At 35.0% G+C, this 23,434-nt stretch carries 27 protein-coding genes; 12 read left to right on the top strand and 15 right to left on the bottom strand.

Annotated features, from left to right (window positions below; genetic code table 11):
* The first annotated feature begins 9 nt into the window (after positions 1–9).
* From rny to trxB, 11 genes are all read left to right on the top strand, one after another.
* The gene (gene rny / locus AB1410_10325; GenBank protein ID MEW6457093.1) at positions 10–1,578 is read left to right on the top strand and encodes a ribonuclease Y; all 1,569 of its coding nucleotides are present in this window, start codon (positions 10–12) and stop codon (positions 1,576–1,578) included.
* The gene (locus AB1410_10320; GenBank protein MEW6457092.1) at positions 1,568–2,365 is read left to right on the top strand and encodes a TIGR00282 family metallophosphoesterase; all 798 of its coding nucleotides are present in this window, start codon (positions 1,568–1,570) and stop codon (positions 2,363–2,365) included. Before rny ends, AB1410_10320 begins: the two co-directional genes overlap by 11 nt.
* Positions 2,331–3,725 carry an exodeoxyribonuclease VII large subunit gene (xseA, locus tag AB1410_10315; GenBank protein MEW6457091.1) on the top strand — a complete coding sequence of 465 codons (1,395 nt, stop codon included), beginning with the start codon at positions 2,331–2,333 and terminating at the stop codon, positions 3,723–3,725. Before AB1410_10320 ends, xseA begins: the two co-directional genes overlap by 35 nt.
* Positions 3,726–3,778: 53 nt before the next feature.
* Positions 3,779–4,105, top strand: coding sequence for an exodeoxyribonuclease VII small subunit (gene xseB, locus AB1410_10310; GenBank protein MEW6457090.1), 327 nt, complete (start codon positions 3,779–3,781; stop codon positions 4,103–4,105).
* Complete coding sequence (locus tag AB1410_10305) at positions 4,062–4,940, top strand: polyprenyl synthetase family protein (GenBank protein MEW6457089.1); 879 nt, start codon at positions 4,062–4,064, stop codon at positions 4,938–4,940. The genes xseB and AB1410_10305 overlap by 44 nt, the downstream gene beginning before the upstream one ends.
* A complete protein-coding gene (gene dxs / locus AB1410_10300; GenBank protein ID MEW6457088.1) occupies positions 4,940–6,817 on the top strand; it encodes a 1-deoxy-D-xylulose-5-phosphate synthase in 1,878 nt (625 codons plus the stop codon). Before AB1410_10305 ends, dxs begins: the two co-directional genes overlap by 1 nt.
* Positions 6,814–7,599 carry a TlyA family RNA methyltransferase gene (locus AB1410_10295; GenBank protein ID MEW6457087.1) on the top strand — a complete coding sequence of 262 codons (786 nt, stop codon included), beginning with the start codon at positions 6,814–6,816 and terminating at the stop codon, positions 7,597–7,599. Before dxs ends, AB1410_10295 begins: the two co-directional genes overlap by 4 nt.
* Positions 7,586–8,437: an NAD(+)/NADH kinase gene (locus AB1410_10290; GenBank protein MEW6457086.1), complete on the top strand. Its 852-nt coding sequence runs from the start codon at positions 7,586–7,588 to the stop codon at positions 8,435–8,437. Before AB1410_10295 ends, AB1410_10290 begins: the two co-directional genes overlap by 14 nt.
* A gap of 158 nt (positions 8,438–8,595) precedes the next feature.
* On the top strand, positions 8,596–10,098 hold the full coding sequence (gene glgA / locus AB1410_10285) for a glycogen synthase GlgA (protein MEW6457085.1): 1,503 nt from the start codon (positions 8,596–8,598) through the stop codon (positions 10,096–10,098).
* Between the two features lie 10 nt (positions 10,099–10,108).
* Positions 10,109–10,435, top strand: coding sequence for a thioredoxin domain-containing protein (locus tag AB1410_10280; protein ID MEW6457084.1), 327 nt, complete (start codon positions 10,109–10,111; stop codon positions 10,433–10,435).
* The gene (gene trxB / locus AB1410_10275; protein ID MEW6457083.1) at positions 10,432–11,364 is read left to right on the top strand and encodes a thioredoxin-disulfide reductase; all 933 of its coding nucleotides are present in this window, start codon (positions 10,432–10,434) and stop codon (positions 11,362–11,364) included. The genes AB1410_10280 and trxB overlap by 4 nt, the downstream gene beginning before the upstream one ends.
* A gap of 46 nt (positions 11,365–11,410) precedes the next feature.
* Here the strand turns inward: trxB and AB1410_10270 are convergent, their stop codons facing one another.
* On the bottom strand, positions 11,411–12,691 hold the full coding sequence (locus AB1410_10270) for a DUF362 domain-containing protein (GenBank protein MEW6457082.1): 1,281 nt from the start codon (positions 12,689–12,691) through the stop codon (positions 11,411–11,413).
* An 84-nt stretch (positions 12,692–12,775) separates the two neighbouring features.
* A complete protein-coding gene (locus AB1410_10265; protein ID MEW6457081.1) occupies positions 12,776–14,338 on the bottom strand; it encodes an aldehyde dehydrogenase family protein in 1,563 nt (520 codons plus the stop codon).
* Positions 14,339–14,507: 169 nt separating this feature from the next.
* Here AB1410_10265 and amrS point away from each other — a divergent pair, with 169 nt between their 5' ends.
* A complete protein-coding gene (gene amrS, locus AB1410_10260) occupies positions 14,508–15,527 on the top strand; it encodes an AmmeMemoRadiSam system radical SAM enzyme (GenBank protein ID MEW6457080.1) in 1,020 nt (339 codons plus the stop codon).
* A gap of 238 nt (positions 15,528–15,765) precedes the next feature.
* On the opposite strand, the gene lpxD is transcribed toward amrS, so the two are convergent.
* The 13 genes from lpxD to AB1410_10195 form a co-directional block, all read right to left on the bottom strand.
* Positions 15,766–16,806, bottom strand: a complete 1,041-nt coding sequence (gene lpxD, locus AB1410_10255; GenBank protein ID MEW6457079.1) for a UDP-3-O-(3-hydroxymyristoyl)glucosamine N-acyltransferase — start codon at positions 16,804–16,806, stop codon at positions 15,766–15,768.
* Entirely contained in the window at positions 16,793–17,659 is an 867-nt protein-coding gene (locus tag AB1410_10250) for a YihY/virulence factor BrkB family protein (protein ID MEW6457078.1), read from the bottom strand. The genes lpxD and AB1410_10250 overlap by 14 nt, the downstream gene beginning before the upstream one ends.
* A gap of 1 nt (position 17,660) precedes the next feature.
* A complete protein-coding gene (locus AB1410_10245; protein ID MEW6457077.1) occupies positions 17,661–18,014 on the bottom strand; it encodes an ATP synthase F0 subunit C in 354 nt (117 codons plus the stop codon).
* A gap of 220 nt (positions 18,015–18,234) precedes the next feature.
* Positions 18,235–18,984, bottom strand: coding sequence for a F0F1 ATP synthase subunit A (gene atpB / locus AB1410_10240; GenBank protein ID MEW6457076.1), 750 nt, complete (start codon positions 18,982–18,984; stop codon positions 18,235–18,237).
* A complete protein-coding gene (locus tag AB1410_10235; protein ID MEW6457075.1) occupies positions 18,972–19,367 on the bottom strand; it encodes an ATP synthase subunit I in 396 nt (131 codons plus the stop codon). Before AB1410_10235 ends, atpB begins: the two co-directional genes overlap by 13 nt.
* A 59-nt stretch (positions 19,368–19,426) precedes the next feature.
* Positions 19,427–19,810, bottom strand: coding sequence for an AtpZ/AtpI family protein (locus AB1410_10230; protein MEW6457074.1), 384 nt, complete (start codon positions 19,808–19,810; stop codon positions 19,427–19,429).
* Positions 19,811–20,284: 474 nt separating this feature from the next.
* A complete protein-coding gene (locus tag AB1410_10225) occupies positions 20,285–20,482 on the bottom strand; it encodes a hypothetical protein (protein ID MEW6457073.1) in 198 nt (65 codons plus the stop codon).
* Positions 20,479–20,892 carry a nucleotidyltransferase domain-containing protein gene (locus AB1410_10220; protein MEW6457072.1) on the bottom strand — a complete coding sequence of 138 codons (414 nt, stop codon included), beginning with the start codon at positions 20,890–20,892 and terminating at the stop codon, positions 20,479–20,481. Before AB1410_10220 ends, AB1410_10225 begins: the two co-directional genes overlap by 4 nt.
* A 43-nt stretch (positions 20,893–20,935) precedes the next feature.
* Positions 20,936–21,103, bottom strand: coding sequence for a DUF433 domain-containing protein (locus AB1410_10215; protein ID MEW6457071.1), 168 nt, complete (start codon positions 21,101–21,103; stop codon positions 20,936–20,938).
* Entirely contained in the window at positions 21,100–21,543 is a 444-nt protein-coding gene (locus AB1410_10210) for a type II toxin-antitoxin system PemK/MazF family toxin (protein ID MEW6457070.1), read from the bottom strand. Before AB1410_10210 ends, AB1410_10215 begins: the two co-directional genes overlap by 4 nt.
* Complete coding sequence (locus AB1410_10205; protein MEW6457069.1) at positions 21,512–21,829, bottom strand: hypothetical protein; 318 nt, start codon at positions 21,827–21,829, stop codon at positions 21,512–21,514. Before AB1410_10205 ends, AB1410_10210 begins: the two co-directional genes overlap by 32 nt.
* Before the next feature lie 14 nt (positions 21,830–21,843).
* Positions 21,844–22,836 carry a hypothetical protein gene (locus tag AB1410_10200; GenBank protein MEW6457068.1) on the bottom strand — a complete coding sequence of 331 codons (993 nt, stop codon included), beginning with the start codon at positions 22,834–22,836 and terminating at the stop codon, positions 21,844–21,846.
* Positions 22,837–22,969: 133 nt separating this feature from the next.
* On the bottom strand, positions 22,970–23,419 hold the full coding sequence (locus tag AB1410_10195; protein MEW6457067.1) for a gamma-glutamylcyclotransferase family protein: 450 nt from the start codon (positions 23,417–23,419) through the stop codon (positions 22,970–22,972).
* Positions 23,420–23,434: the final 15 nt, after the last annotated feature.

Genomic DNA, 23,434 nt, shown 5'->3' with positions numbered 1-23,434 from the left:
AGGAGATACATGAATTTAAATATAACATTAATTGCCATTGGAGGTTTAACCCTAATTTTTATGGGTTTATTTACATTCCTTCTATTGAAAACAAAATCTCTAAAGAAGGGACTTAAAAAAGCAGAGGAAGAAATTTCAGTCACAAAAGAAGAAGCAAGAAAAGAAGCTGAAAGAATTAAAAGAGAAGCAGAAATTGAAACGAAAGAAAAATTGATAAATTTGAAATCGGAATTTGAAAGACAGACAAGAGATAAAAGAAATAAATTGAATGAAATGGAAAGGAGGCTTCTCCATAAGGAGGAAACTCTGGAGAAAAAATCATTTGTGCTTGAATCGAGAGAAAGAGAGATTTCAAAAAGAGAAAGAGAGCTATATTCAAAGGAAAGAAGCATTGAAGATCAGAAGAAAAGATATGATGAATTAATCTCCCAGGAAATTAAAGAGCTGGAAAAAATTTCAGGTTTAACCCAGGAGGAAGCAAAAAAGCTTCTTATCTCAAAAATTGAGAGTGATGCCAGACATGAAGCCTCTCAAATCATAAAAAGTATAGAAGAAGAAATAAAAGAGACAGCAAATCTTCAGGCTAAGAAAATACTTTCCCTTGCGATTCAGAAAACTGCATCTGAACATGTAGTAGAAAGTACGATTACAATTGTAGATTTACCATCAGATGAAATGAAAGGTAGGATAATAGGAAGGGAAGGAAGAAATATCCGTGCTCTTGAGATGTGCACGGGTGTGGACTTAATCGTTGACGACACTCCAGAGTCAGTGACAATTTCCAGTTTTGATCCAATAAGAAGGGAGATAGCAAGAATATCTCTTGATAGGCTAATTTTAGACGGAAGAATACATCCCGCAAGAATAGAGGAAGTCGTTGAAAAAGTAAAAGAGGAATTTGAAGAAAAAATCAAACAGGAAGGGGAAACTGTGATACTTGAGTTTGGATTAAAGGATATTCATCCAGAGCTCGTTAAATTATTGGGAAAACTTAAATATAGAACAAGTTATGGGCAGAATGTTCTGAATCATTCAAAAGAAGTTGCTTACTTAAGTGCTTTTATGGCGGCTGAACTCAGAGCCAATTCTCAGATTGCACTCCGTGCAGGCCTTCTCCACGATATAGGAAAAGCTATTGACAGGGAGATAGAAGGAACTCATACTGAATTAAGCGTTGAGCTTGCGAAAAAATATGGAGAAAATGAAGAGATAGTAAAAGCCATTGCTTCCCATCACCAAGAAGTAGAATTTCCATCTATCGAGGCCGTGTTAGTTCAGGCCGCTGATAGTCTGTCAGCAGCGAGGCCGGGAGCAAGAAGAGAGTTACTGGAAAATTACATAAAAAGACTCGAAAAATTGGAGGAAATAGGCAAATCATTTGATGGAGTTTCTAAGTGTTATGCCCTACAGGCAGGAAGAGAAGTGAGAATAATCGTGGAGAGTCAAAGAGTAAATGATGAGGGAGCGATATTTCTCTCAAGAGAAATAGCAAAAAGAATTAAATCAGAGTTAGAATTTCCAGGGCAGATAAAAGTAACCGTGATAAGAGAAATGAGGGCTGTTGAATATGCAAGATAACATTCTCAATGTTCTTTTCATCGGGGATGTAGTTGGAAGACCAGGGAGAAGGTTACTAAGAGAATTCATACCTCCATTAAAAAAAGAATTCTCCATCGATTTGGTAATTGCAAATGGAGAAAATTTAGCTGGAGGCTTTGGCCTAACAAGTGAAAAGGCCTATGAAATAATCAGCTATGGAGTAGATGTGATAACTTCGGGAAATCATGTATGGGATAAAAAAGAAGCACTCGATCTTCTGGAACAAGATCCAAGAATATTAAGACCAGCCAATTATCCTAAAAGAGCACCTGGAAGAGGGGTTTTTTTATGGAAAGATTCCAATGAAAAGCCAGTAGGAATTCTGAACCTTCAGGGAAGAATCTTCATGGAGCCAATTGACTGTCCTTTTGAATCAGCTGTTAGGGAAATCGAAATACTCAAAGAAAAAACATCCGTGATAATTGTTGATTTCCATGGAGAAGCGACTTCTGAAAAAGTTGCGATTGGATGGTTTCTCGATGGAAAAGTATCTGCTGTAATAGGAACTCATACCCATATTCCAACAGCAGATGAAAGGATACTCCCAAAGGGAACTGCTTACATAACTGATGTGGGAATGGTAGGAGCAAAAGATTCTGTGATAGGAATAAAAAGAGAAGATGCAATTACCCGTTTCCTTTATGGAATTCCTCATAGATTCGAAATAGAAAAAGGGAAAAGCATATTCTGGGCTGTAGTAATTAGAATAGATCGAAATACAGGAAAATCTGTTGAAATTAAAAGAATCTTTCGCGAGGAAATATAAATTGAAAGAAGAGTTAATCTCATCTGAAAGAATATATAAAGTTTCTGAAATTACTCAGCTTATAAGGTTAAATCTGGAACTAACGTTTCCTTACATAAAAATAGAAGGGGAGATATCAAACCTTCATGTTCATTACTCATCTGGACACATATATTTTTCTCTCAAGGATGAATGGAGCCAGATCAGAGCTGTTATGTTTAAAAACAGGACGAATAACATAAATTTTGAATTAAGGAATGGTCTTAAAGTTATAGCGGAAGGCAAAATCACTGTTTATGAGCCGAGGGGTGAATATCAGATTGTAGTTGAGAAAATCGAAGAGTATGGAATTGGAGAATTACAAAAAGCATTTGAAAAAATAAAGGAAAAATTGAGAAAAGAGGGTCTTTTCGATGAAAAATACAAAAAACCAATACCTCCCTTTCCAAAATGGGTTGGGATTGTCACGTCTCCAGAGGGTGCAGCCATTTCTGATATGGTAAGAATAATCACATCGAAGTCTTCCAGAATAAACATTCTAATATATCCAGTTAAAGTTCAGGGCGATGGAGCTTCTCAGGAAATCTCTGAGGGAATTCGTTATCTGAACAAACTCTCTGAGATTGAAGTAATAATCACGGGAAGAGGTGGAGGCTCTATTGAGGATTTATGGGCTTTTAATGAAGAGAGTGTAGCGAGAGCCATATTCAGCTCAAGAATTCCGGTAATATCTGCAGTAGGGCATGAAATTGATTTTACGATAGCAGATTTTGTAGCTGACCATCGCTCTCCTACACCATCTGCTGCAGCCCATTTTATTGTGAAGCCAGAAGAAACCCTCAGAAGTCGTGTCAAAGATTTAAAAATAATGGTGATGAATTCGATAAAATTTATCCTTTCAGATTTAAAATCAAGAGTTATTACTCTGGAAAAGAATCGAGCTTTTTCTGAAGTTCAATCAAAGATTCGAAATCTGAAACAAAGAATCGATGATATTGAAATTCTTTCAGAAAAAATCATTCTGGAGAAATTGAAAAAACTCAGGGAAAAAATTTCTGTTTTTGTTAATTTTTTATCATTTGAAAGTCTGACTAAAATTTTACCATCTCATAAATTAAATATATCAGTTCTTGAACAAAAAATACTGGGGAATTTTAAATATAAATTTTTAATCTATAATTCTAAATATGAATCCCTAAAGGAAAGATTAATCTCTCTTTCCCCCCTCAATGTTTTAGAGAGGGGTTATTCAATCACAATGAAAGATAATTTAATAATAAAAGAGGCCTCTCAGGTAGGAAAAGGAGATTCTGTCAATATAATATTGCATAAAGGTGAGTTGATGTGCCAAGTAGAAGATATTGTGAAAAATAAGGATTAAATGATAAATATTTTTAATTTTTTTATATTATAATTAGATAAATGGAGGATACAATGGAAGAGATCAATTTTGAAAAGGCTCTCGCAGACCTTGAAAAAATAGTCGAAAAATTAGAAGCTGGAAACATTCCATTGGCAAAATCAATTGAGTTGTTTGAGAAAGGTCTTAAAATTTCAAGATACCTCAGAGATGAATTGGAAAAGGCTGAAAGAAAAGTCGAAATCCTATTAAAAGACGAAAAGGGAGAATTTAAAAAGCAAGATTTTAAACTAAAAGAGGAAGATTTAGAAGAGGAAGAGGGGGAAGAAGAAGAGGAAGAGGAGGAGGAAATAATAGATGAAGAGGAACTTAACTCGGAAGAGGAAAATGAAGGTCGATGAGTATATAAAACTAAAAAGAGAAAAAATTGAATCAGCCCTTAAACATTACTTGGGAGAAGAAGATTTCCCCCTCAAGCAATCCGTTTCTTACAGCCTCTTATCCGAAGGAAAAAGATTTCGGCCCCTCCTTCTAATTGCAGTTGGAGAAGCATTTGATGGAGAGGAAGAAAATCTTCTCCCCTCGAGTTGTGCAGTCGAAATGATCCATACCTCCTCCCTGATTCACGATGATTTACCAATCATGGATAATGATGACTGGAGAAGAGGAAAGCCTTCAAATCATAAAGTCTTCGGAGATGCATTGGCAATGTTAGCAGGAGATTCTTTAATCTCTCTGGCATTTTACATAATTTCAAAATATCCTTCGAAAAAAGGTTTTGAAAAGAAAAAATTAAAGGCAATTGAAATCTTATCAAATTCATATGGATTTAATGGCCTTTTAAAAGGCCAGGCAATGGAATTGAACATAAATATCTCAAAAGAATCTGATTTTGATGAGATTCATTTGAAAAAGACTGGTTCGTTAATCGCTGCTTCATGCCAAATTGGAGCTGTAATGGCTGGATTAAGCGAAAATTCCCAGAGAAAAATATATCAATTTGGAGAAAAATTGGGACTTGCTTTTCAGATTACAGATGATCTTCTCGATCTAATGAAAGACGAAAAAAAGAAAAACTTTCATGAAAGGAATTATGCCCATCTTTTTGGAGTAGATAATGCAAAACAGAGAGCAAAAGCCCTGGTTGAACAGGCAATTGAAGAAATAGAAACGATGGGATGCAAATATCCTCCTCTTATTTACCTTGCTAAACTAACAGTCGAGAGAAAAAATTAATGGGAAGAATTCTGGATACAATCAATGAACCTCGTGATTTAAAAAGACTATCAAAAGAAGAACTTATTAACCTTTCCCAAGAAATAAGAGAGGAAATAATAGATGTGGTATCAAAAAACGGAGGGCATCTTTCGTCCAATTTAGGAGTTGTCGAGCTAACACTGGCTCTTCACTTTGTTTTTGATACGCCTGTAGATAAGATATTATGGGATGTAGGGCATCAATGCTATACCCATAAATTAATCACAGGAAGAAGGAATAGATTCAAAACTTTAAGACAATATAAGGGAATTGGAGGCTTCCCGAACATCGAAGAAAGTTCCTTCGATATTTATAACACCGGCCATGCTTCCACTTCTCTATCTGCAGCCCTTGGGATGGCAGTGGCAAGAGATTTAAAAGGGGAAGATTTTTACATAATTGCTGTTGTAGGAGATGGCTCTCTTACAGGGGGAATGGCCTTAGAGGCTCTCAATCAGATAGGTCATCTTAAAAAAAAATTAATAATAATTCTAAATGATAATGAAATGTCAATATCTCCAAATGTTGGGGCCATTTCAGGATATTTAAATTATCTTGTCTCAGGGCAATTTTTTAGAAGAGCAAAAGAATTAACAGAAAGTGCTGTTAAGAGTATCCCTGCTGTGGGAAGATTAATGTTTAGAGTTACAAGGCGTTTTGAAGAAGCTGTGAAGAAAATGTTAATTCCAGGAAGTCTGTTTGAAGACCTTGGAATAAAGTATATGGGTCCTGTGAGGGGACATAACATTGAAATGCTCATTCAGACTTTTTATGAAGCTAAAAAATACAATGGACCTATATTAATCCACACAGTTACCAGGAAAGGAATGGGATACATTCCTGCCCAGAAAGAACCATCAAAATTTCACAGTGCTTCTCCATTTGATAAAAAAACAGGTAAATTTATTGTTAAAGATAGTCCTCCAACCTATTCATCAATCTTCGGAAAAACTTCAGTTGAACTGGCAGAAAGAGATAAAAGAGTGATAGCAATAACAGCTGCCATGCCCGAAGGGACCGGTCTGATGGATTTTTCAAAAAAATTCCCGAATAGATTTTTTGATGTTGGTATTGCAGAACAACATGCAGTTAATTTTGCATGCGGTCTGGCCTTGCAGGGATACAAACCTGTAGTTGCAATTTACTCCACATTTCTTCAAAGGGCTTATGACCAGATTTACCACGATGTCTCTCTTATGAATGTACCAATTCTTTTCTGTCTCGATAGATCAGGAATCGTCTCTGATGATGGTCCTACCCATCAGGGAATTTTCGATATGGCATACCTGAGGCCTTTCCCGAACGTAATAATAATGGCTCCTAAAGATGAAAATGAATTAAGGCACATGATGTATACTGGATATTTAGAAAACAGGCCTGTTTTTATAAGATACCCTAAAGGATACGGAATAGGTATAGACATAGATAAAGAATTTAGGGTAACTCCGATAGGAAAAAGCGAAATACTAAAAGATGGTGATATGGGTGTTATAATTTCTATAGGTTCAATGGTTTACCCTTGCCTGCGTGTTGCACAAAAACTGGAAAGGGAAGGAAAAAACTTAAAAGTTATAAACGCAAGATATGTAAAACCTTTAGATACTGAACTCCTTCTTGAACTTTCGGATAATTATAATTATCTTATCACAGCTGAAGAAGGAATTGTAAACGGAGGTTTTGGGTCAGCTGTCAGAGAGTTTTTCGACTCTAAGCAAAAATACAGCATGAAAATTTTATCCCTTGGAATTCCTGATGTAATTCTGCCCCATGGAAAGAGAGAGGAAATCCTTAAATTAATAGAACTTGATGAGGAGAGTACCTATCGAAGGATAAAAAATTTCCTTGAGTCTAAATGAAATACGAAAGAATAGACAAATTAATGGTTGAAAGAGGCTTTGTAGATTCTCGAGAAAAAGCGAAATTGTTAATAATGGAAGGTCTTGTTTTTTCAAAGGCTAAAAGAATTGAAAAGGCAAGCGAAAAAATCTCAACCGATGAGAATATTTTTATCAAGGAAAAACCAAGTTATATAAGCAGAGCAGGAATCAAGCTGGAAGGAGCAATCAAGCACTTTAACTTAAATCTAAAAAATAGGATTGCCGGAGACATTGGAACATCAACAGGAGGATTTGCTGATGTACTGATTAGAAATGGAGTAAAAAAACTCTATTGTATCGATGTCAATTTTAAGCAGTTAGACATAAGAATCAGAAATAACCCTGCAGTAATTCTTCTCCAAAAAAATGCAAGGTATTTAACAAAAGACGACTTTGAATACATCCCTGATTTTTTCACAATCGATGTTTCTTTTATCTCAGTAAAAAAAATACTGGTCCCGTTAAGAGAAATCCTTCAACAGGGAGATATCCTCGCTCTTATAAAGCCTCAATTCGAAGCAGGCAGAGGAAAAGTTGGAAAAGACGGAGTAATAAAAAAGAATGAAATTTTAGAGGACGTTTTACACGATATTATAAATTTTTCTGAAAAAGTAGAGTTTATAATAAAAGATCTCTATGAATCCCCTATACTCGGTCAAAAAGGTAACCGCGAATTTTTTCTCTATCTATGTACTCATGGAAAAAGTAATGATGAAATTTTTAACAAGGTAAAGGAGATAGTTTTCAATGGAAAGAATTGAAAGGATTGGTATAATAGTAAAACCAAATGCCCCTGAGATTCAGAAAATACTTAAAAATTCTTTTGAATGGATATCTTCTAACAATTTAATCCCCGTTCTTGAAAAAAAAGCAGCAGAAATTCTTGGCAAGGAAAAGGGGGTCTCAAGAAATGAGATAGCTGAAAAATCAGACTTGATTCTTGTTCTTGGCGGAGATGGAACACTCTTAAGCATTGCACCATACGCAGCTAAAGAAAGAAAACCAGTCCTCGGAATAAATGTTGGAACGCTTGGCTTTATAGCAGAAACAACTCTCGAGGAAATGTTTGATATTTTAGATAAAACTATCAAAGGAAATGCTCCTGTCTCATTAAGGTCTATGCTATCCATCAAAATTGAAAAAAAAGAATTTACAGCTCTTAACGATGTGGTAATTGCAAAGGGTGCCCTTTCAAGAATTGTTGAATTAAAGGTTTCAATAAATGAAAAATTCCTGGTAAGCGTAAGAGGGGATGGGATAATAATATCAACTCCAACAGGCTCAACTGCTTATTCCTTATCAGCTGGAGGTCCAATTGCAGAACCTTCGATAAAATCTATAATTTTTACTCCAATCTGTCCGCACACTCTCTCCATCAGACCGATGATTTTGCCTGAAGATTCAAAGATATCAGTAGAAATGGTTAACACAAACGAGGATATCCATATAACGATAGATGGTCAAAAGGGGCCAAAAATGGAGATCGATACGCCGATACTTGTAACTCTATCTCCTTTCCAACTCAAGCTTATTGCATCCCCTTACAGGAATTTTTTTGATTTATTGCAGGAAAAATTAAAGTGGAGTGGAAAGCTTTAAATGTTAAATGAGGCAAGCAAAGTTTCTTAATGAAAAAAAATTATATTATATTTGATAGCTTTCATACCAAAAAACTTCGTATGATTAATAAATAGAAATTGACATCATAGTTTTAAATAGATATATTTTAATATAAAAAAATAAAAACTTCTGAGAAAATGAAAAAATTTAATGAATTAAAGAACACTAACTTAAAAATATTAATAGTAACCCCAGAAGCCTTTCCATTGGCAAGGACAGGTGGACTGGGGGATGTCGCCGGTTCTCTCGTGATAACTCTTTCAAAATTAAATCAGAATGTTGCTTTAGCAATGCCAAAATATAAGAAAAAGGAAATAGATCTTGTATCCCCCCAGCTTGAAATGAACAATATAACTCTTTCTCTCGGTAATGAAAAAGTAAAAGGAGCAGTTTATTCATCAAAGATTGACTCGGACATTGATGTATACTTTATAGATAATCCAAAATATTTTTACAGAGAAGAACTATATGGGACAAGTCATGGAGATTATCTGGATAATGATGAGCGATTTATATTTTTTTCTAAAGTTCTCATCGAATTTCTAATCAATTCTAACAAAAGGTTTGACATTATACATTGCAACGACTGGCAAACAGCTTTAATTCCTCTTTTCTTAAAAACAATCTATTCTAATAATGGAATCTTTCAAGAAACTGCAACAGTGTATACAATTCATAATTTAGCCTACCAGGGCCTTTTTCCTCCAGAAAGTATACTTCTTACAGGTCTTGGGTGGAGTTATTTTACTCCAGATAAACTTGAATTCTGGGGAAAGCTGAATTTTATGAAGGCAGGCTTGCTTTATTCAGATGTAATAAATACAGTATCAAAAAAATACTCTCATGAGATTCAAACAGAAGAATTTGGTTGCGGACTCGAAGGTGTTTTAAAAAAGAGAAGAGATTCCCTGTTTGGCATTCTTAACGGAGTCGACTATAAGGTCTGGAATCCAACTGATGATAGGATGATTAAAGCAAATTATTCAATTCGATCTATCTATAAAAAACAAATAAATAAAGAAGATTTGATTAAAGAAACAAATTTGAAAATAAACCCTAAATGGCCACTGATTGGAATGATATCAAGACTGGCTGAACAAAAGGGATTCGATCTATTAACTAAAATATTGGATAAGCTCATGGAAATTGACTTAGGGATAGTAATACTGGGAAAGGGAGATAAAAAATATGAAGATGAATTGCTAAAATTCAAGGAAAGATACCCGAATAAAATGGCAGCAAGGATTGAATTCAATGAAATACTCTCCCATAAAATTGAGGCTGGAGCTGATATATTCTTAATACCTTCAAAATATGAACCATGTGGTTTAAATCAGATGTACAGCCTAAAATATGGAACTGTTCCAGTTGTAAGGGCAACCGGTGGACTTGATGATACAATAATTGAATTCGATCCCAAAACTGAGACTGGAAATGGTTTTAAATTTGAAAATTATTCCCCTGAGGATTTTTTAAATGCCATTAAAAAAGCTCTGGAAGTTTATAAGGATAAAAAGAAATGGGAAAAATTGATTAAAAATGGGATGAAGCAAGATTTCTCCTGGGGTCAATCTGCAAAAGAGTACCTCAATCTTTACAAATTTGCCATAGAAAAAAGATTAAATAGAAAAATTTTTTGAAGAAATAATAATGTCAGAAAAATTGGTTGATCTTACGGATGAAGACTTTGATGAAAAAATCAACAGTTCAAAATTGCCCTATCTTATAGATTTTTATTCCAACTCCTGCCCTCCCTGTCTGGTATTAAATCCAATCCTTAAAAACCTTTCGCAGATTTTAAATGGAAAAATAATCGTTGGAAAACTCGATGTTGAACAAAATACAAAGACAACATCCAAACATATGATTAGAAGTATTCCCTGTATGATCCTCTTTATAAATGGAAAAGAAAAAGATAGATTAATCGGATTTCATCCGAAAGAAAAAATAAGGGAGTTTCTTGAAAGATACCTATGAAAGATTTATTAGATATTATCATTATAGGAGCCGGACCAGCGGGTTTAACTGCAGCAATATATGCAGGGAGATCTCGAACTTCCGCCATAGTTATGGAAAAATCAGCTCCAGGGGGAACAATTATTCTATCCGATATAATAGAAAACTACCCAGGATATCCTGAGCCGATACCTCCCTTTGAACTTATGGATAAATTCAGAATGCAGGCTGAAAAATTCGGAGCTTCCATTGTTTATGATGAAGCAAAAAAAATAGAAAAAAATAATTTTTACTGGAAAGTTATTGGAAATGATGGAGAATATTTAGGAAAGGCAGTAATCGTTGCTACAGGAACAAGACATAAAAAATTAGGGATCCATGGAGAGAAAGAATTTACAGGGAAAGGCGTTTCCTATTGTGCTGTATGTGACGGGCCTTTTTACAAAGACAAAGAGATTGTGGTGGTAGGATGTGGAAATTCAGGAATCCAAGAAGGCTTATTTTTATTGAAATTCGTTAAAAAAATAACCTTTGTGGAATTCTTGCCCCAGATGACCGCTGAAAAAATTCTTCAGGAAAGAATAATGGAAAAAAATAACGTAGAAATCTTTCTCAATCATGAACTTTTAGAAATAAATGGAAGAGGAAAAATTGAATCAGTAAAGATAAGAGAAAGAAACACAAACAAGATAAAAGAGATAAATGCTCATGGGGTTTTTATATATGTTGGATTATTGCCCAACTCTGAATTTATAAAAGACATAGTTAAGACCGATGATTATGGGTACATTATCACTGACAATAATTTACAAACCTCAGAGCCTGGCATATTTGTAGCAGGAGATGTAAGAGCAGGCGCATTTCAACAGGTTGCAGTATCAGTTGGAGACGGCGCCACTGCTGCTCACAATGCTATAAAATACATAGAAGATATTTCTCCTGGATTTTAAAATATTCCAAAATACTCTTCTCTCTCATTTTATTTCATTGTCCTTCTTAATGCTCGATTCTTTCTCTTACCCATCCCTTTAAATGACTCAACCAAAGGAATGGATAAGCATCTATAAGGAGATCCAAACGCATGAGTGGTGCTCTAATGAAGGTCTTTAGAAAGAAATGAAGAATGAGATCCTTGTGTCTTACTGGGCAACCTTTTATTCTTGAAATCCTCTTTGCCTCAATCCTTCCATTTACCTTAGTGCAGTCACCCAGCAATATAATCCTTTTTGAAGAAACATCCCCATTATATTCTCCAATCACAACTGTTAAGTCCCTCTTTTTGTTAAATGTGGATGGTGCTCTATCCTTCAACATATAAAGCCAGTCCAGCATAATACCTTGGCATCCTCCAATACAGTACGGCTCACCACTTAGAACTCTTATAGGTCCATCGAGATTTTCAACCCTTATGAATCCTATATCCCTTTCTCCTGTTTTTCTCCTAAGCTCCTCCAGATTTATATCGGTGTCAATATCTATATCGTTGAGCTCAAGGGAGCCATACTCTCTCTGAGATGCCTCTACAAGCAAAGGAAGTTTCTTCGGCTCAAGATTCAATATGTGGGCGCAAATCATATCGTGAGCTAAGGAATGATTGGACATGATAACAGCACCGAGATGGAGAGGATATTCTGTCATCTGGTTTCCACCCATGCCAATCTCAATGGCATCAGTGGCAATAAAATCAGGATAACCAATTTCCAGAAGATCAACAATCTTTTCAGGAAGTCTATAGGTGTGATGCATCATCCTTTCCTTATCTCCTATAATTCCAATGTTTAACTTTATTGAGGCGGTCATACCAGAGGCAAGAACATTGGTCTTAAGCTTGGGTGCGTAGACAAGAAGGTCATTTTCAATAAGATCTCTTTGAACCGTAATCTCAGAATGGACCTTCCCCTTTTTAAGTTTAACTCTTGTCTTCCTGGATTCCTCAAAGGCTCTAAGTTTCAGATTATACATTTTTTTTAATTTTAAATATCCAGCCCTTTTATACATCCTGGATGTAGGAACTCCTGTTCCAGAATTCTCGACAATGGAAAATGAGAGGGGATCGATCTTTACTTTCTCAAAAGCAGAAAGGAGAGCGGAAATAAATTCTGGTCTTGTAAATGCAGAAGGAGCAACCTTTGGATGAGCTAAGACCACATTAGGTTTTATAGTTATTTTACCTTTAATACGGCTTTTAAGATTGAGAATCTCCATTCCTTCTAAAAATATCCTGATCAACCTTTCTTTATCATACTCATCGCATTTCCTTATTATTATTTTTGGCATTTATAACTCAACCCCTTTCAAAAATCATAATATCAAAATCATAATTAAATCCCGAATCCAAATACCAAAACTCCTATTGACCCATTATCTATAAAAAAGAAACCATTTAACAATGGATGGAATCAGTTTGATCTTTTCCATAATATTTTTTCCAAAGATAAAGGTAATTCCATTCTTCAATATTTCCAATTTCTCCTTTGTATATGGATACCACCACAACTCTCCTTTTTTTCTTTCCCTCTCCATACATATTAGCTTGGGATTTGTAGCTTCCAGAAGTCCAAATCTGCCATGAACCCTTCCGATACCACTCTCTTTAACCCCTCCCCATGGGCACTGCATGGCATTGAAGGAATAGAGAACATTATTTATCCACACAACCCCAGCCTGAAGCTCTTTAGCAATCTCCTTTGCCAAGGAGATATTTTTTGTCCATATGCTGGCTCCAAGTCCATAATCGGTTAAATTGGCCAATTTCACCCCTTCTCTCCAATCCTTTACAGGAATAAGCTTTATAAGGGGACCAAAGGTCTCCTCATTCCAGCATCTCATGGAAGAATTTATGTCTGAAATCAGTATGGGAGAAAAGAAAAGCTCTTTCTCATTTTTTGTTTCCGTTTGAGCCAAAACTCTGGCCCCTTTTTCGATGGCATCCTCTAAATGCTCCTTCACTTTATTAAACTGAGCTTGATTCTGAATGGGACCAATATCCACTTTCCCTTCATTCATTCCATTACCCACTCTTAATCTCTTTACTTTCCCCTCCAACTTCCTGAAAAACTCCTCTGTAATCTCTTCTTCTACAAATATTCTCTCAACAGAGCAGCATGTCTGACCACAATTGAAAAGACTTCCAAATATAGCACCATCTACTGCAATATCAAGATCTGCATCCTTTAACACAATCATTGGATCCTTCCCTCCCAGCTCAAAGACCACAGGCTTCAAGGATCCAGCGCATTCCTTCATGATAATCTCTCCTGCCCCAGAGCTTCCTGTGAAAAATACCTTTTTTACAGGTTTTCTTATTATCCTTTGCCCAACCTTTCCATCTCCATAAAGAATATTCAATACTCCTTCGGGAAAGCCTGCTCTATCAAAGATCTCCTTTATCTTCTTTCCTATTAATGGGGTATACTCTGATGGTTTAAAAAGAACAGTATTTCCTGCGATGATAACAGGGACGAGAGTTGCCATTGGAATTGATAAAGGGAAATTCCAAGGTGATATCACAGCCACAGGTCCCAGTGGTTCATATTTTATCCAGGCCTTCTTACCCCATAGAAATGGTTGATAAAGCCGTATCTTTTCATTTTTAAGAATCTTTCTGGCATTTTTGCAATAATAGGATATGGCATCTAAGGTTTCAATCAAGTCACTGGAATAGGACTCCATTAGAGGTTTCCCAGTTTCAGCTGTTATAAGCTCTGCAATCTCATCCCTTTCATCAAATATTATTCTTCCTACTTTTTTCATCAATCCTATTCTCTCTTCTATGAAATATTTCCTCCAGGATTCAAAGGCTATCTCTGCGGACTTAAAAGCCCTATCCACATCCTCATCAGAAGAGATTGAAACTGAACCAAGAAATTCTCCAGTAGCAGGATTAAAGGATTTCAATTCATTTTGCAAAGATTCTTTCATCATACATTAATACCTCCATCTTATTTTTGGAATTATACAATAAGTAACTGGAATAAGAAAGAATAGCTTTATTTGTTATTTCTATTTTTCTCAAGAGATTGAAAGAAATCAGAGTAAACAAAATAATTTCTGCTGGAAAAATTTTTGCCATTGAACAATAATAATATATCCGATGAAAGAAGCGATGTTCTGGGAAGAGATGGGGAATGGGAAGGTTCGGTGTGAATTATGTCGTCATAGATGTGTTATTTATGAAGGGAAAATTGCAGTTTGCGGAGTAAGAATAAACAAGGGTGGGAAGCTATTTTCTTTAGTGTATGGAAATCCAATCGCAATGCATGTCGACCCTATTGAAAAGAAACCCCTCTTTCATTTTTACCCGGGAACAACTTCTTTCTCAATCGCTACAGTGGGATGTAATATGAAATGTTCAAACTGCCAGAACTGGGATATATCTCAGTATAAATTTGATAAACAAAAAAACAAGGTTAAAAATTCTTGGGTTACCCCTGAAGAAATTGTAAAAATGACAATGGAAAAGAAATGTAAAACGATTTCTTATACCTATACTGAACCAACTATTTTTTTCGAATGGGCTTATGATATATCAAAACTTGCCTCAGAAAAGAAAATATACAACATATTTGTAACCAATGGATACATGTCTGAAATAGCTCTGAAAACAATTTCTCCATATTTACACGGAGCAAATGTTGATCTCAAGTCTTTCAGAGAGAATTTCTATCACAAAATACCAGGAGCAAAGCTCAAAGGAGTTCTTGAATCCATTAAGTTGATGAAAAAATATGGAATATGGGTAGAAATCACGACCCTTCTGATTCCCACATTAAACGATTCAAAAGAGGAGATTAGAGATATTGCAAGATTTATAAAGGAAGAAATTGGACCGGAAACCCCCTGGCATATAAGCAGGTTTTATCCAAACTATAAACTTCTTAATCTTCCCCCCACAGAATTAAGATCGATAAGAAAGGCAAGAGATATTGGGGTTACTGAAGGTCTGAAATTCGTATACGGAGGAAATGTCCCAGGCGACGAAGCTGAAAATACTTACTGCCCCAATTGCAAAACATTATTGATAGAAAGATATGGATATACCATATTGAAAAACAGAGTATCAAAAGGCAAATGTCCTGAATGTCAGGAAAAAATTGAAGGAGTAGGATTGTAGTGTCATGTCACTTAAATACCTTTTGTTATAATATTGTGACATGACACTTTCCCTATGGGGGCAAGCCCCCCTTAGACGCTTCGCTGAGCACCCCCCAGACATGGGGAAGTGTCCTTCCCCATACCCCTTCAGTGTGCTTTGATATAAATAATTTTTCTTTGAAAAGTCATATGGCAAAGCACACTTAGTGTCATGTCACTTAAATACCTTTTGTTATAATATTGTGACATGACACTATTTATTTTTTATTCTTCTCCAGTTGTTCTAATCTTTCTTTTAGCTCTCTGAATTCTCGGATTAAATCAGGAAGAAAATAAAGAGATACATAAGATTTTCTCCACTTTTTTATGTCCATATCAGGATATCCAGCCACAAAAGAGTCGGGTTTTAGGTTAGAAGCCACTCCAGATTTAGCAGCGATGATTGAGTTATCACCTATTTCCAAATGATCACCAATACCTACCTGACCCCCAGTTACCACATTATTCCCTATCACTGTGCTTCCAGCGATGCCTGTCTGACCTGAAAGAATAGTGTTTGCACCGATTTTTACGTTATGCCCAATCTGAACAAGATTGTCTATCTTCGTTCCTTTTTTTATAACTGTTTCACCTATTGCAGCTCTATCGATTGCTGTATTCGCTCCTATTTCCACATCATCTTCAATTATTACTTTTCCGACCTGAGGAATTTTCTTATATGTCTTGTCTTCGAGCTTTAAATAACCAAAGCCATCTGATCCGATAACAACTCCATTATGCGCAATAACATTGTTTCCAATTTCAGTTCTTTCCCTTATGGAAACATTAGAATGAATAATACAATTTTTCCCAATCTTTACATCAGGATATACTGTGCAAAGGGGGAAAATTACTGAATTCTCTCCTATTTCAACATTTTCCATAATCACTGAAAACTGTCCCACAGAGACATTCTTTCCAAGTTTAGCAGTTTTTGAGATAAAAGAAAGTTTATGGATTCCATGAACTGGAATTGTTTCTTTATAATAGTGTTCGATAATCTTTATAAAAGTTAGCTGGGGATTTTTCGATTTAATAACAGGTTTTTTTCTGTACCCTTCCATATCTGAAATTATGATTGCTGAGGCTTTTGTTGTTTCAAGGTATTTTTTAAATTTTCCTCCAGCATAAAAAACTATATCCCCCGCTTCAGCCTGGTCAATACTCGATATCCCAGTAATTTCTACATCTCCATCCCCTTCATAAGGGCATCCTACAATTTCTGCCAAATCTTTTAATTTTATTCTATTTACTTTCATCTTTCCCTGAATTGAATACAAAAGTTAATTCAGCTCCAAACAGTAAAATATAAATGGATAAATTTACCAGAAGAATAAACCCAACCACTGAAGATAAGGTTCCATGGAGCTTTCCATATAGAGCAATATTTCCCAGATACCAGGAAAATATTCTTTTTGCAATCTCCCACAGAAAAGTTGAGACAAGAGCTGTTGCAACAGCAACATTGGTCTTTATTTTCATTGGAGGCAAAAATTTGTATAGAAAAAAGAAAAAAGAATAAGAAAGCAAAACAGGAACCATGTATCCTACAAGTATGTTATCTACTATTGAAATAAAGTAGGGATTGAGATATTCAGAAATCAATTCGTTCTCGAAAAAATATCCATGTAAAGTTGAGGTTGAAATTGAAATCACCAATGATAAGAATATAAGCGTTCCTGTGATGAAAAGCATTGAAATTTGAAACAAAGTATTCCTCAAAAAAGACCTCTTTATGGTTATTTCAAAGATTCTATATATAGACTGGGTGATTTTTGAAAATACAACAATTCCCAGGGGAATAGTTAATGCGAGTCCAACCCATCCAAGCTTCTCAATGCTCCTTGAAAGATAACGAACCTTGACAAAAAAGGATGGGTCAAGCTGGGTAAAATAATCCTCTGAAATCACGTGTAAGGATCTGAAAAGTAAAAAATCTGTTCCAAATACTTTTGAAAGAAAAAGTCCAAACACTCCAGCAGTGGGAATTGCTGCAAGGAGCATGTAAAATGAAATTATCGCAGCCTGGTCATCGCATCTGTCCTGAGAAAATTTTTTTAAACTCTCTCCGATTTTTTTAAGGATTTTTAATATAGATCTAAAGCCTTTCAAGTTAATAGGATATCAAATCCTTCCATCTAACAAAATAGATGATTATATTAATGAATAAAACATAGATTACAAGGGATTCAATAAAAACAAGTCCCAGTAATAATAATACTCTTATCGGACCGGCTGCTCCTGGATTCCTTGAAATTCCATCAAAAGCTGACCTAATCGCATTGCTCTGAGCTATTCCTCCTACCATGGCTGAAAGAGCTAAACCTGCTATGCTGACAATTACTGCAATTATCAAAGCGTTTGAACCCGATGGCTTTTTGCCTTCAACTTCTTCTGCAAACACAAAACTGTTAAAAAACAGAATTACTGCTACTAATGTAATCACAATTTTTTCTCTGTTACTCATAAAGTTCCTCCTCAATGTTTTAATTTTAATTTAATTTTATTTTTTCTAATACTTCAACAATAATTTTCATATTAATAAAAACGCACAAATATTTGTTACATTCTATTTTTACCCCTCACCCCGCATCAAGTACGGGGCAAGCTTTAATCCTCTCCCCTTAGGGGAGAGGGGAGGTTGAGGGGGCAGAAATGTATTAAAATTAAATACATTCTCATTAAGTTTAATGTTCATTTTCCTCTACGGCAATGGCTCCACCTATATATACTATTGATAAAAATATAAAAACTAAAGCCTGAACGAAAGATGTTATAATTGCAAATGCCATAATAGGAAGAGGAGCTACAAAAGGAAAAAGGGATGCCAAAACTAAAATTAGTAGCTCCTCCCCCAGAATATTACCAAAAAGTCGAATAGAGAGGGTAAGCGGTCTTGATATATGGCTTATTATTTCTACAGGAAAGAAAAGCCATGAAAGCCACCAGATGGGACCCATGAAATGTTTTATGTATCCGAACAATCCATGGGCTTTAATTCCCTGATAATGATAATAAAGAAATACGAATGTAGCACATCCGACAGTTACGTTTAAATTACTCGTTGGTGACATAAAACCTGGAACAAGCCCCAGTAAATTTGAAATAAAAATAAACAACCCCAAGGAACCTAACATTGGAATATACTTTCTTCCAGCAGGTCCAATAAATTCAAGAATGATTCCTTCAAAAAATTCATATATTAATTCAAGAATCTGTTGAAATGGGGAGGGAAATATTTTCAATCTTCGTGATCCAAGGCCAAATAACAATATCAAAAACAGCATAACAAAAATTGCCATAGCTATATGATCTGGAATTAAATTATCAGGATTACTTATTTTTACTCCAAAGAGGGAAAGAAGATAAGCGATAGGTCTTCCAAAGACTGAATTAAGCAATGCAGACAAAAAAGGTTTATGCTCTAATCCTTCCATTTCAGCCTGAAAAATTGCCCAATAGCCTCTATCATTATAGAAGCTATAAAAGCGGAAAAGCCTATAAAAAAGTAAACAAAATTAAATTTTGAAAAATAAATTATAGCGTAAAAAACGAGCCCAATCAATGCTATTCGAGCTATGTACATAAACACAATCCTCCAAACCCCTTTTTTCTCAACGATGCCAAAAGCAATGTATTTAAGCCAGATAAACAATAAAAGTGCAAACCAACCTCCAAACAATATATAAATCCCAGAAATTAAAGAATTGAAAATTATGAATATAATTGAAAGGAAGAAACTGATGACAATTGTTAATAACAATATATGATTTATTATTTTTTTCTCTTCCAGTTTAAAAATCCCTTTAGTTTCATCCATTTTTTCCTCTCTATCAATAAAGAAAATTTTTTAGATTAAATGACCCAGCCTTAAATAATTCATTCCTTTCCAGCTATTTTATAGACATTGTAAAACCCGGCAATTATGCCCAAAATCGTGAATATTAAAAGAAGCCATGGAGATGTATTAAGAATAGAATCAAGAAAATATCCAATGGCTAAACCAACTGCAATCGATACAGGAAACATCAATCCAACGGATGAATACTCTAAAAGTCTCCAGTCTATCCTCGGCTTCTTCTTGTTTTTCAATTCTTTATTATTTTTTCCTTCATTCATAACATAAAAATTCCCCCTATAATATTCCACTTCCAATTTTTCTTCAACAGGATTGTAATAACTTTTCTGCCTTGGTTCAGCAGCAATCATAAAAACAATCTTTTTCTTCTCACCAGAAAGTCTCAAGGTGATAGTTTTAGCCATAATACATTTTCCTTCTAATTAATTCATTTTTAATTGTCAATGGCATTAATATAAGAGTTCTTTAAAAATCTTACTCTTACTTTATAATTATATATCAATATTATTTGTTTAAACTCCGAATCGTCTCACTTAAAAACTAACCAAAAACTGATTCTTTGCATTTATATCCATCCCTCATAATTTACTCTCTTTGGATGAGTCTAATCTCTCAACTCTAATAAAAAATAATTCATCAATTACCAAATTAAAAAATGTTGGAAATTATGAGGAAGTTAACAGATAAAAAGGCATAAAATACATATAGCATTATCCTGGTTAAAACATCTTACCCAATCATAATTTCTCTTTTTCGTGAGTGATGATATTTCTCAACCTTACCCACTGGGAGAGACTTTCTGATTCCTCTTTATCAAATCCCTTTACCAAGGTGAGAGAGGAACTATTTCCTTATAGGTATCCGGGATTGTTATACCTTCAGCTGGAAGTACTAATTTTTGATATATCTATTGAGGAATTCACTAAATTTTCTATCCATTTTTCCACATTTCTTCTTTGGTTCCTATCAGTTCTATAAATCTCCCAGGTAATATTTCCAAAATGAGAATAGTCATTTATTTCCTCTTCGATGAAATTCAAATGTTTTATGAGCCTTTCTTTAACTTCTTCTCTCATGATTTTTCGATAAAATCTTTTATAAGTAGATTTCTGAAATCTATTGCCTCTGAGGTTACATATTCCATAAAATCCAGATAAAGCCCCCAATCTCTAATCACAATGGGAATTCCTCTTATTGCACTGGCTGCAATTGTAGCAGGTGCTCGGTTAAGGACAAGAAGTTCTACTTCTTTCTTCAAAAGTCTCTCAATATCAAGCCATATTTCATCTTCCTTTTCATAATAGACCAATTCTTCAAACTCAACAGGTCTGCGGTTTTTGGGATAAAAATAAATAGCAATATCAATATCGGATAACGATGTAGCCACTCCCCTTGCCTGAGACCCATACAAAAAAGAAAAGGCAACCTCTTTTCTATTTTTAAAACATTCCTCAAGCTTTTCCGTCATGCGATTTTCTATTTTCAATCTTCTTCCTGGGCCAATAATCCGGCATAACTAATACACGCTTTTATATCCTCTCTTCATCAAGATTGGAATAGGCACTCTTTCTCCATTCATAACTCTCTCCAGCAGATAAATCAAGAATAAGATAAACAGGAATCCGAGTTTTCTTAATATAATGTTTGTCACCACAGATCTTGGGATCGCTGATTATTCTTCCTTCAAATTCTTTCATCTCTTTTTATCTCTTTCTGTCCCATTGGGGAGGATTTTTAGTCTTTGGGTGTTGGATTGGGCATTTAGGACTTTTTCTCCAAAGAATTCCCTCAGTTTTTTCAAAACTTCCCTAAGTTTCTCCTCTTTGACTACCGCAACTTCCCTAACTACTAAATTCCTATGACAGGTAAAAAGTTTTGATATCTTGATGGTTGATTCTTTGGGAATAACCCCTTCAGTCAAATCCTTTTGAGCCAAAGGCACGTCTAATTGTTTTAATGGTTCAGAAGTTATCAATGTCACAGCCGCTAAGACGACATCTTCATAGGCTTGATTGAACCAACCAGGCGACACAACCAGAGCAGGTCGCTTCTTAGTGGTTGAAAGGTCAGTAAAGGGAAATGGAATAAGAACCAAACTGCCTTGATTATAGGTCATTCCATATTTCATCAGTTTCATTATCCCAGAATTTGAATGCACTTTCAGCAAGTTTTAGCCAATTAATAGATTCCTCTCCAATTACAACTGGTTCTTCTGCTATTTTGGCAGTTTTGATAACTTCTGGGATTTCAGCAGGAATTAATATAGTATCTTCCTTACACCAGGGTATGGAATAAGTAATCCCTGGAACCAATAACAGTTCAATGTTCAATTGCCTTTGAATAGCACGAAAGTAACTCGACGGTCTTATTAAAAACCCATAGTTCAAAGTTTCTTTTTTTATAGAAGATGTAGAAAGTTCCATTTTTTCACCTCGTCTTAATTAATCCTACACCAACCAATAGGTTTTATATTGACTGCAGCTTGAATTTGTCCTGGGACTTGTTCTATCCGCCTTATTTCCGCATTAAAAAGGAATCCGTCCGAGCCGTAAGCACTTTCGATGTAAGAACCATAATAAGAAAATGAGCTGACTTTTTCATCTTTTAGTATCTCTAATGGATCAAATGGTTGATTAAGTTTCATTTCCTTTTCGTATTCCTCATATAGAGTCCACATTAATGTCTCCAATTTCTCATCTGGTTTAATAATATTTAGCCCAATTTCTTTTTCCGCCTCTGTCCGAGAAATTAAATAGCCATGAATGCAAAGTTTTTCTGTTAAATTCTGAACTATCGTTTCAATTTTGCTTTTTTCTTTATGGATATCCATGTGGAGACCGAGTAATTTCTCTGTTAGAGATCTAGCCATTCTATAAGCTCTATAAATATTGCCTAAAGCTAAGGGATTAATTTTATTAGCTAATTCATTAAATATGCTTACCATTTGCTCATCCCTAATTCCTGCCTTTTCTTTTGCTAAAAACAAATAAGAAGTAACATCCTCAACGCTGATGGGAATCTTTTGCTGCGGGTTGGTAGGATCCTGAGGATTAAAAGGGTGAACAGTTGTGGGATCTACTGGGCTAAGTTCGCCTAATTTGCCCATCACAATTTCATCTGCACCTAAAGCGATTGAGGTAGCAGCACTATGAGCACGATAAGGTATTAAAACACTAAAAACCTCGCAGTGTTCTCTAATCAATCTTACAATCCGTAGAGGAGCTACCATATCACCCCCACGGCTATAAAGGAATAAATCAATCTTTCTGTTTATCCCTATACTATCGAGATGCCACATGATAACTCTGACAGCATCATCGGCAATTTGGGTAGTAAATGGAGGTCTGTCCCCGGTAATATAAGCTATGACTTTGGAAGACTGCTTATTTTCAATCTCTTTGATTAACTCAGCTCTAATTTCCTTTGACATAATTATTATTTTTAAATGTTATATCTAAAATCAAAAAAGTGTCAAGTTCCTGCGTAAGAAATTACTATGATTTTTTGCTTTTAGGTAGTATTGGAAAACTGGGCTCAACCAAAAGAATTTTCATCTACAGCCTTTAATCAAACGTCTTAAAACTTTTTAAATAAATAATATATTCTTTCGGCAAATTATGCTCGGTTGCTCCATCTATTAAATAACCCAAATAATCACGTTTTGGCAGTAGATTATCATCGATCATATCCGGATTAGCTATATATACCTCGGCATTATAACTACCTTCTGTTGTGCAAATTTCTTTTGAAACTCTATTATAATGATCGGGAACCCCTTCGTACTTATCAAGCAGTTTTATTTCTTCATTACTTAATTGATACAATACGCCCCATATCTTACTACCTTCTTTAACCTCTATATTAGCATATCCAGAACCATCTCCTTTAACTTTATTAAAACAAAGATGGTAATTCTCAAGAAATCCTACCTTCCAAATTAAACCCTTTCTTTTCACTCGCTCCTCTAATCTCGATTGTTTCATATTTGACCCATAAGCAAAATACCAAATCATTCGTTCAATTCCTTT

The organism is Acidobacteriota bacterium, from assembly GCA_040756905.1.
Lineage (GTDB): Bacteria > Acidobacteriota > Aminicenantia > JBFLYD01 > JBFLYD01 > JBFLYD01.
Note: the sequence above shows the minus strand (reverse complement) of the source record. Positions and strands in the feature narration are given on the sequence as shown.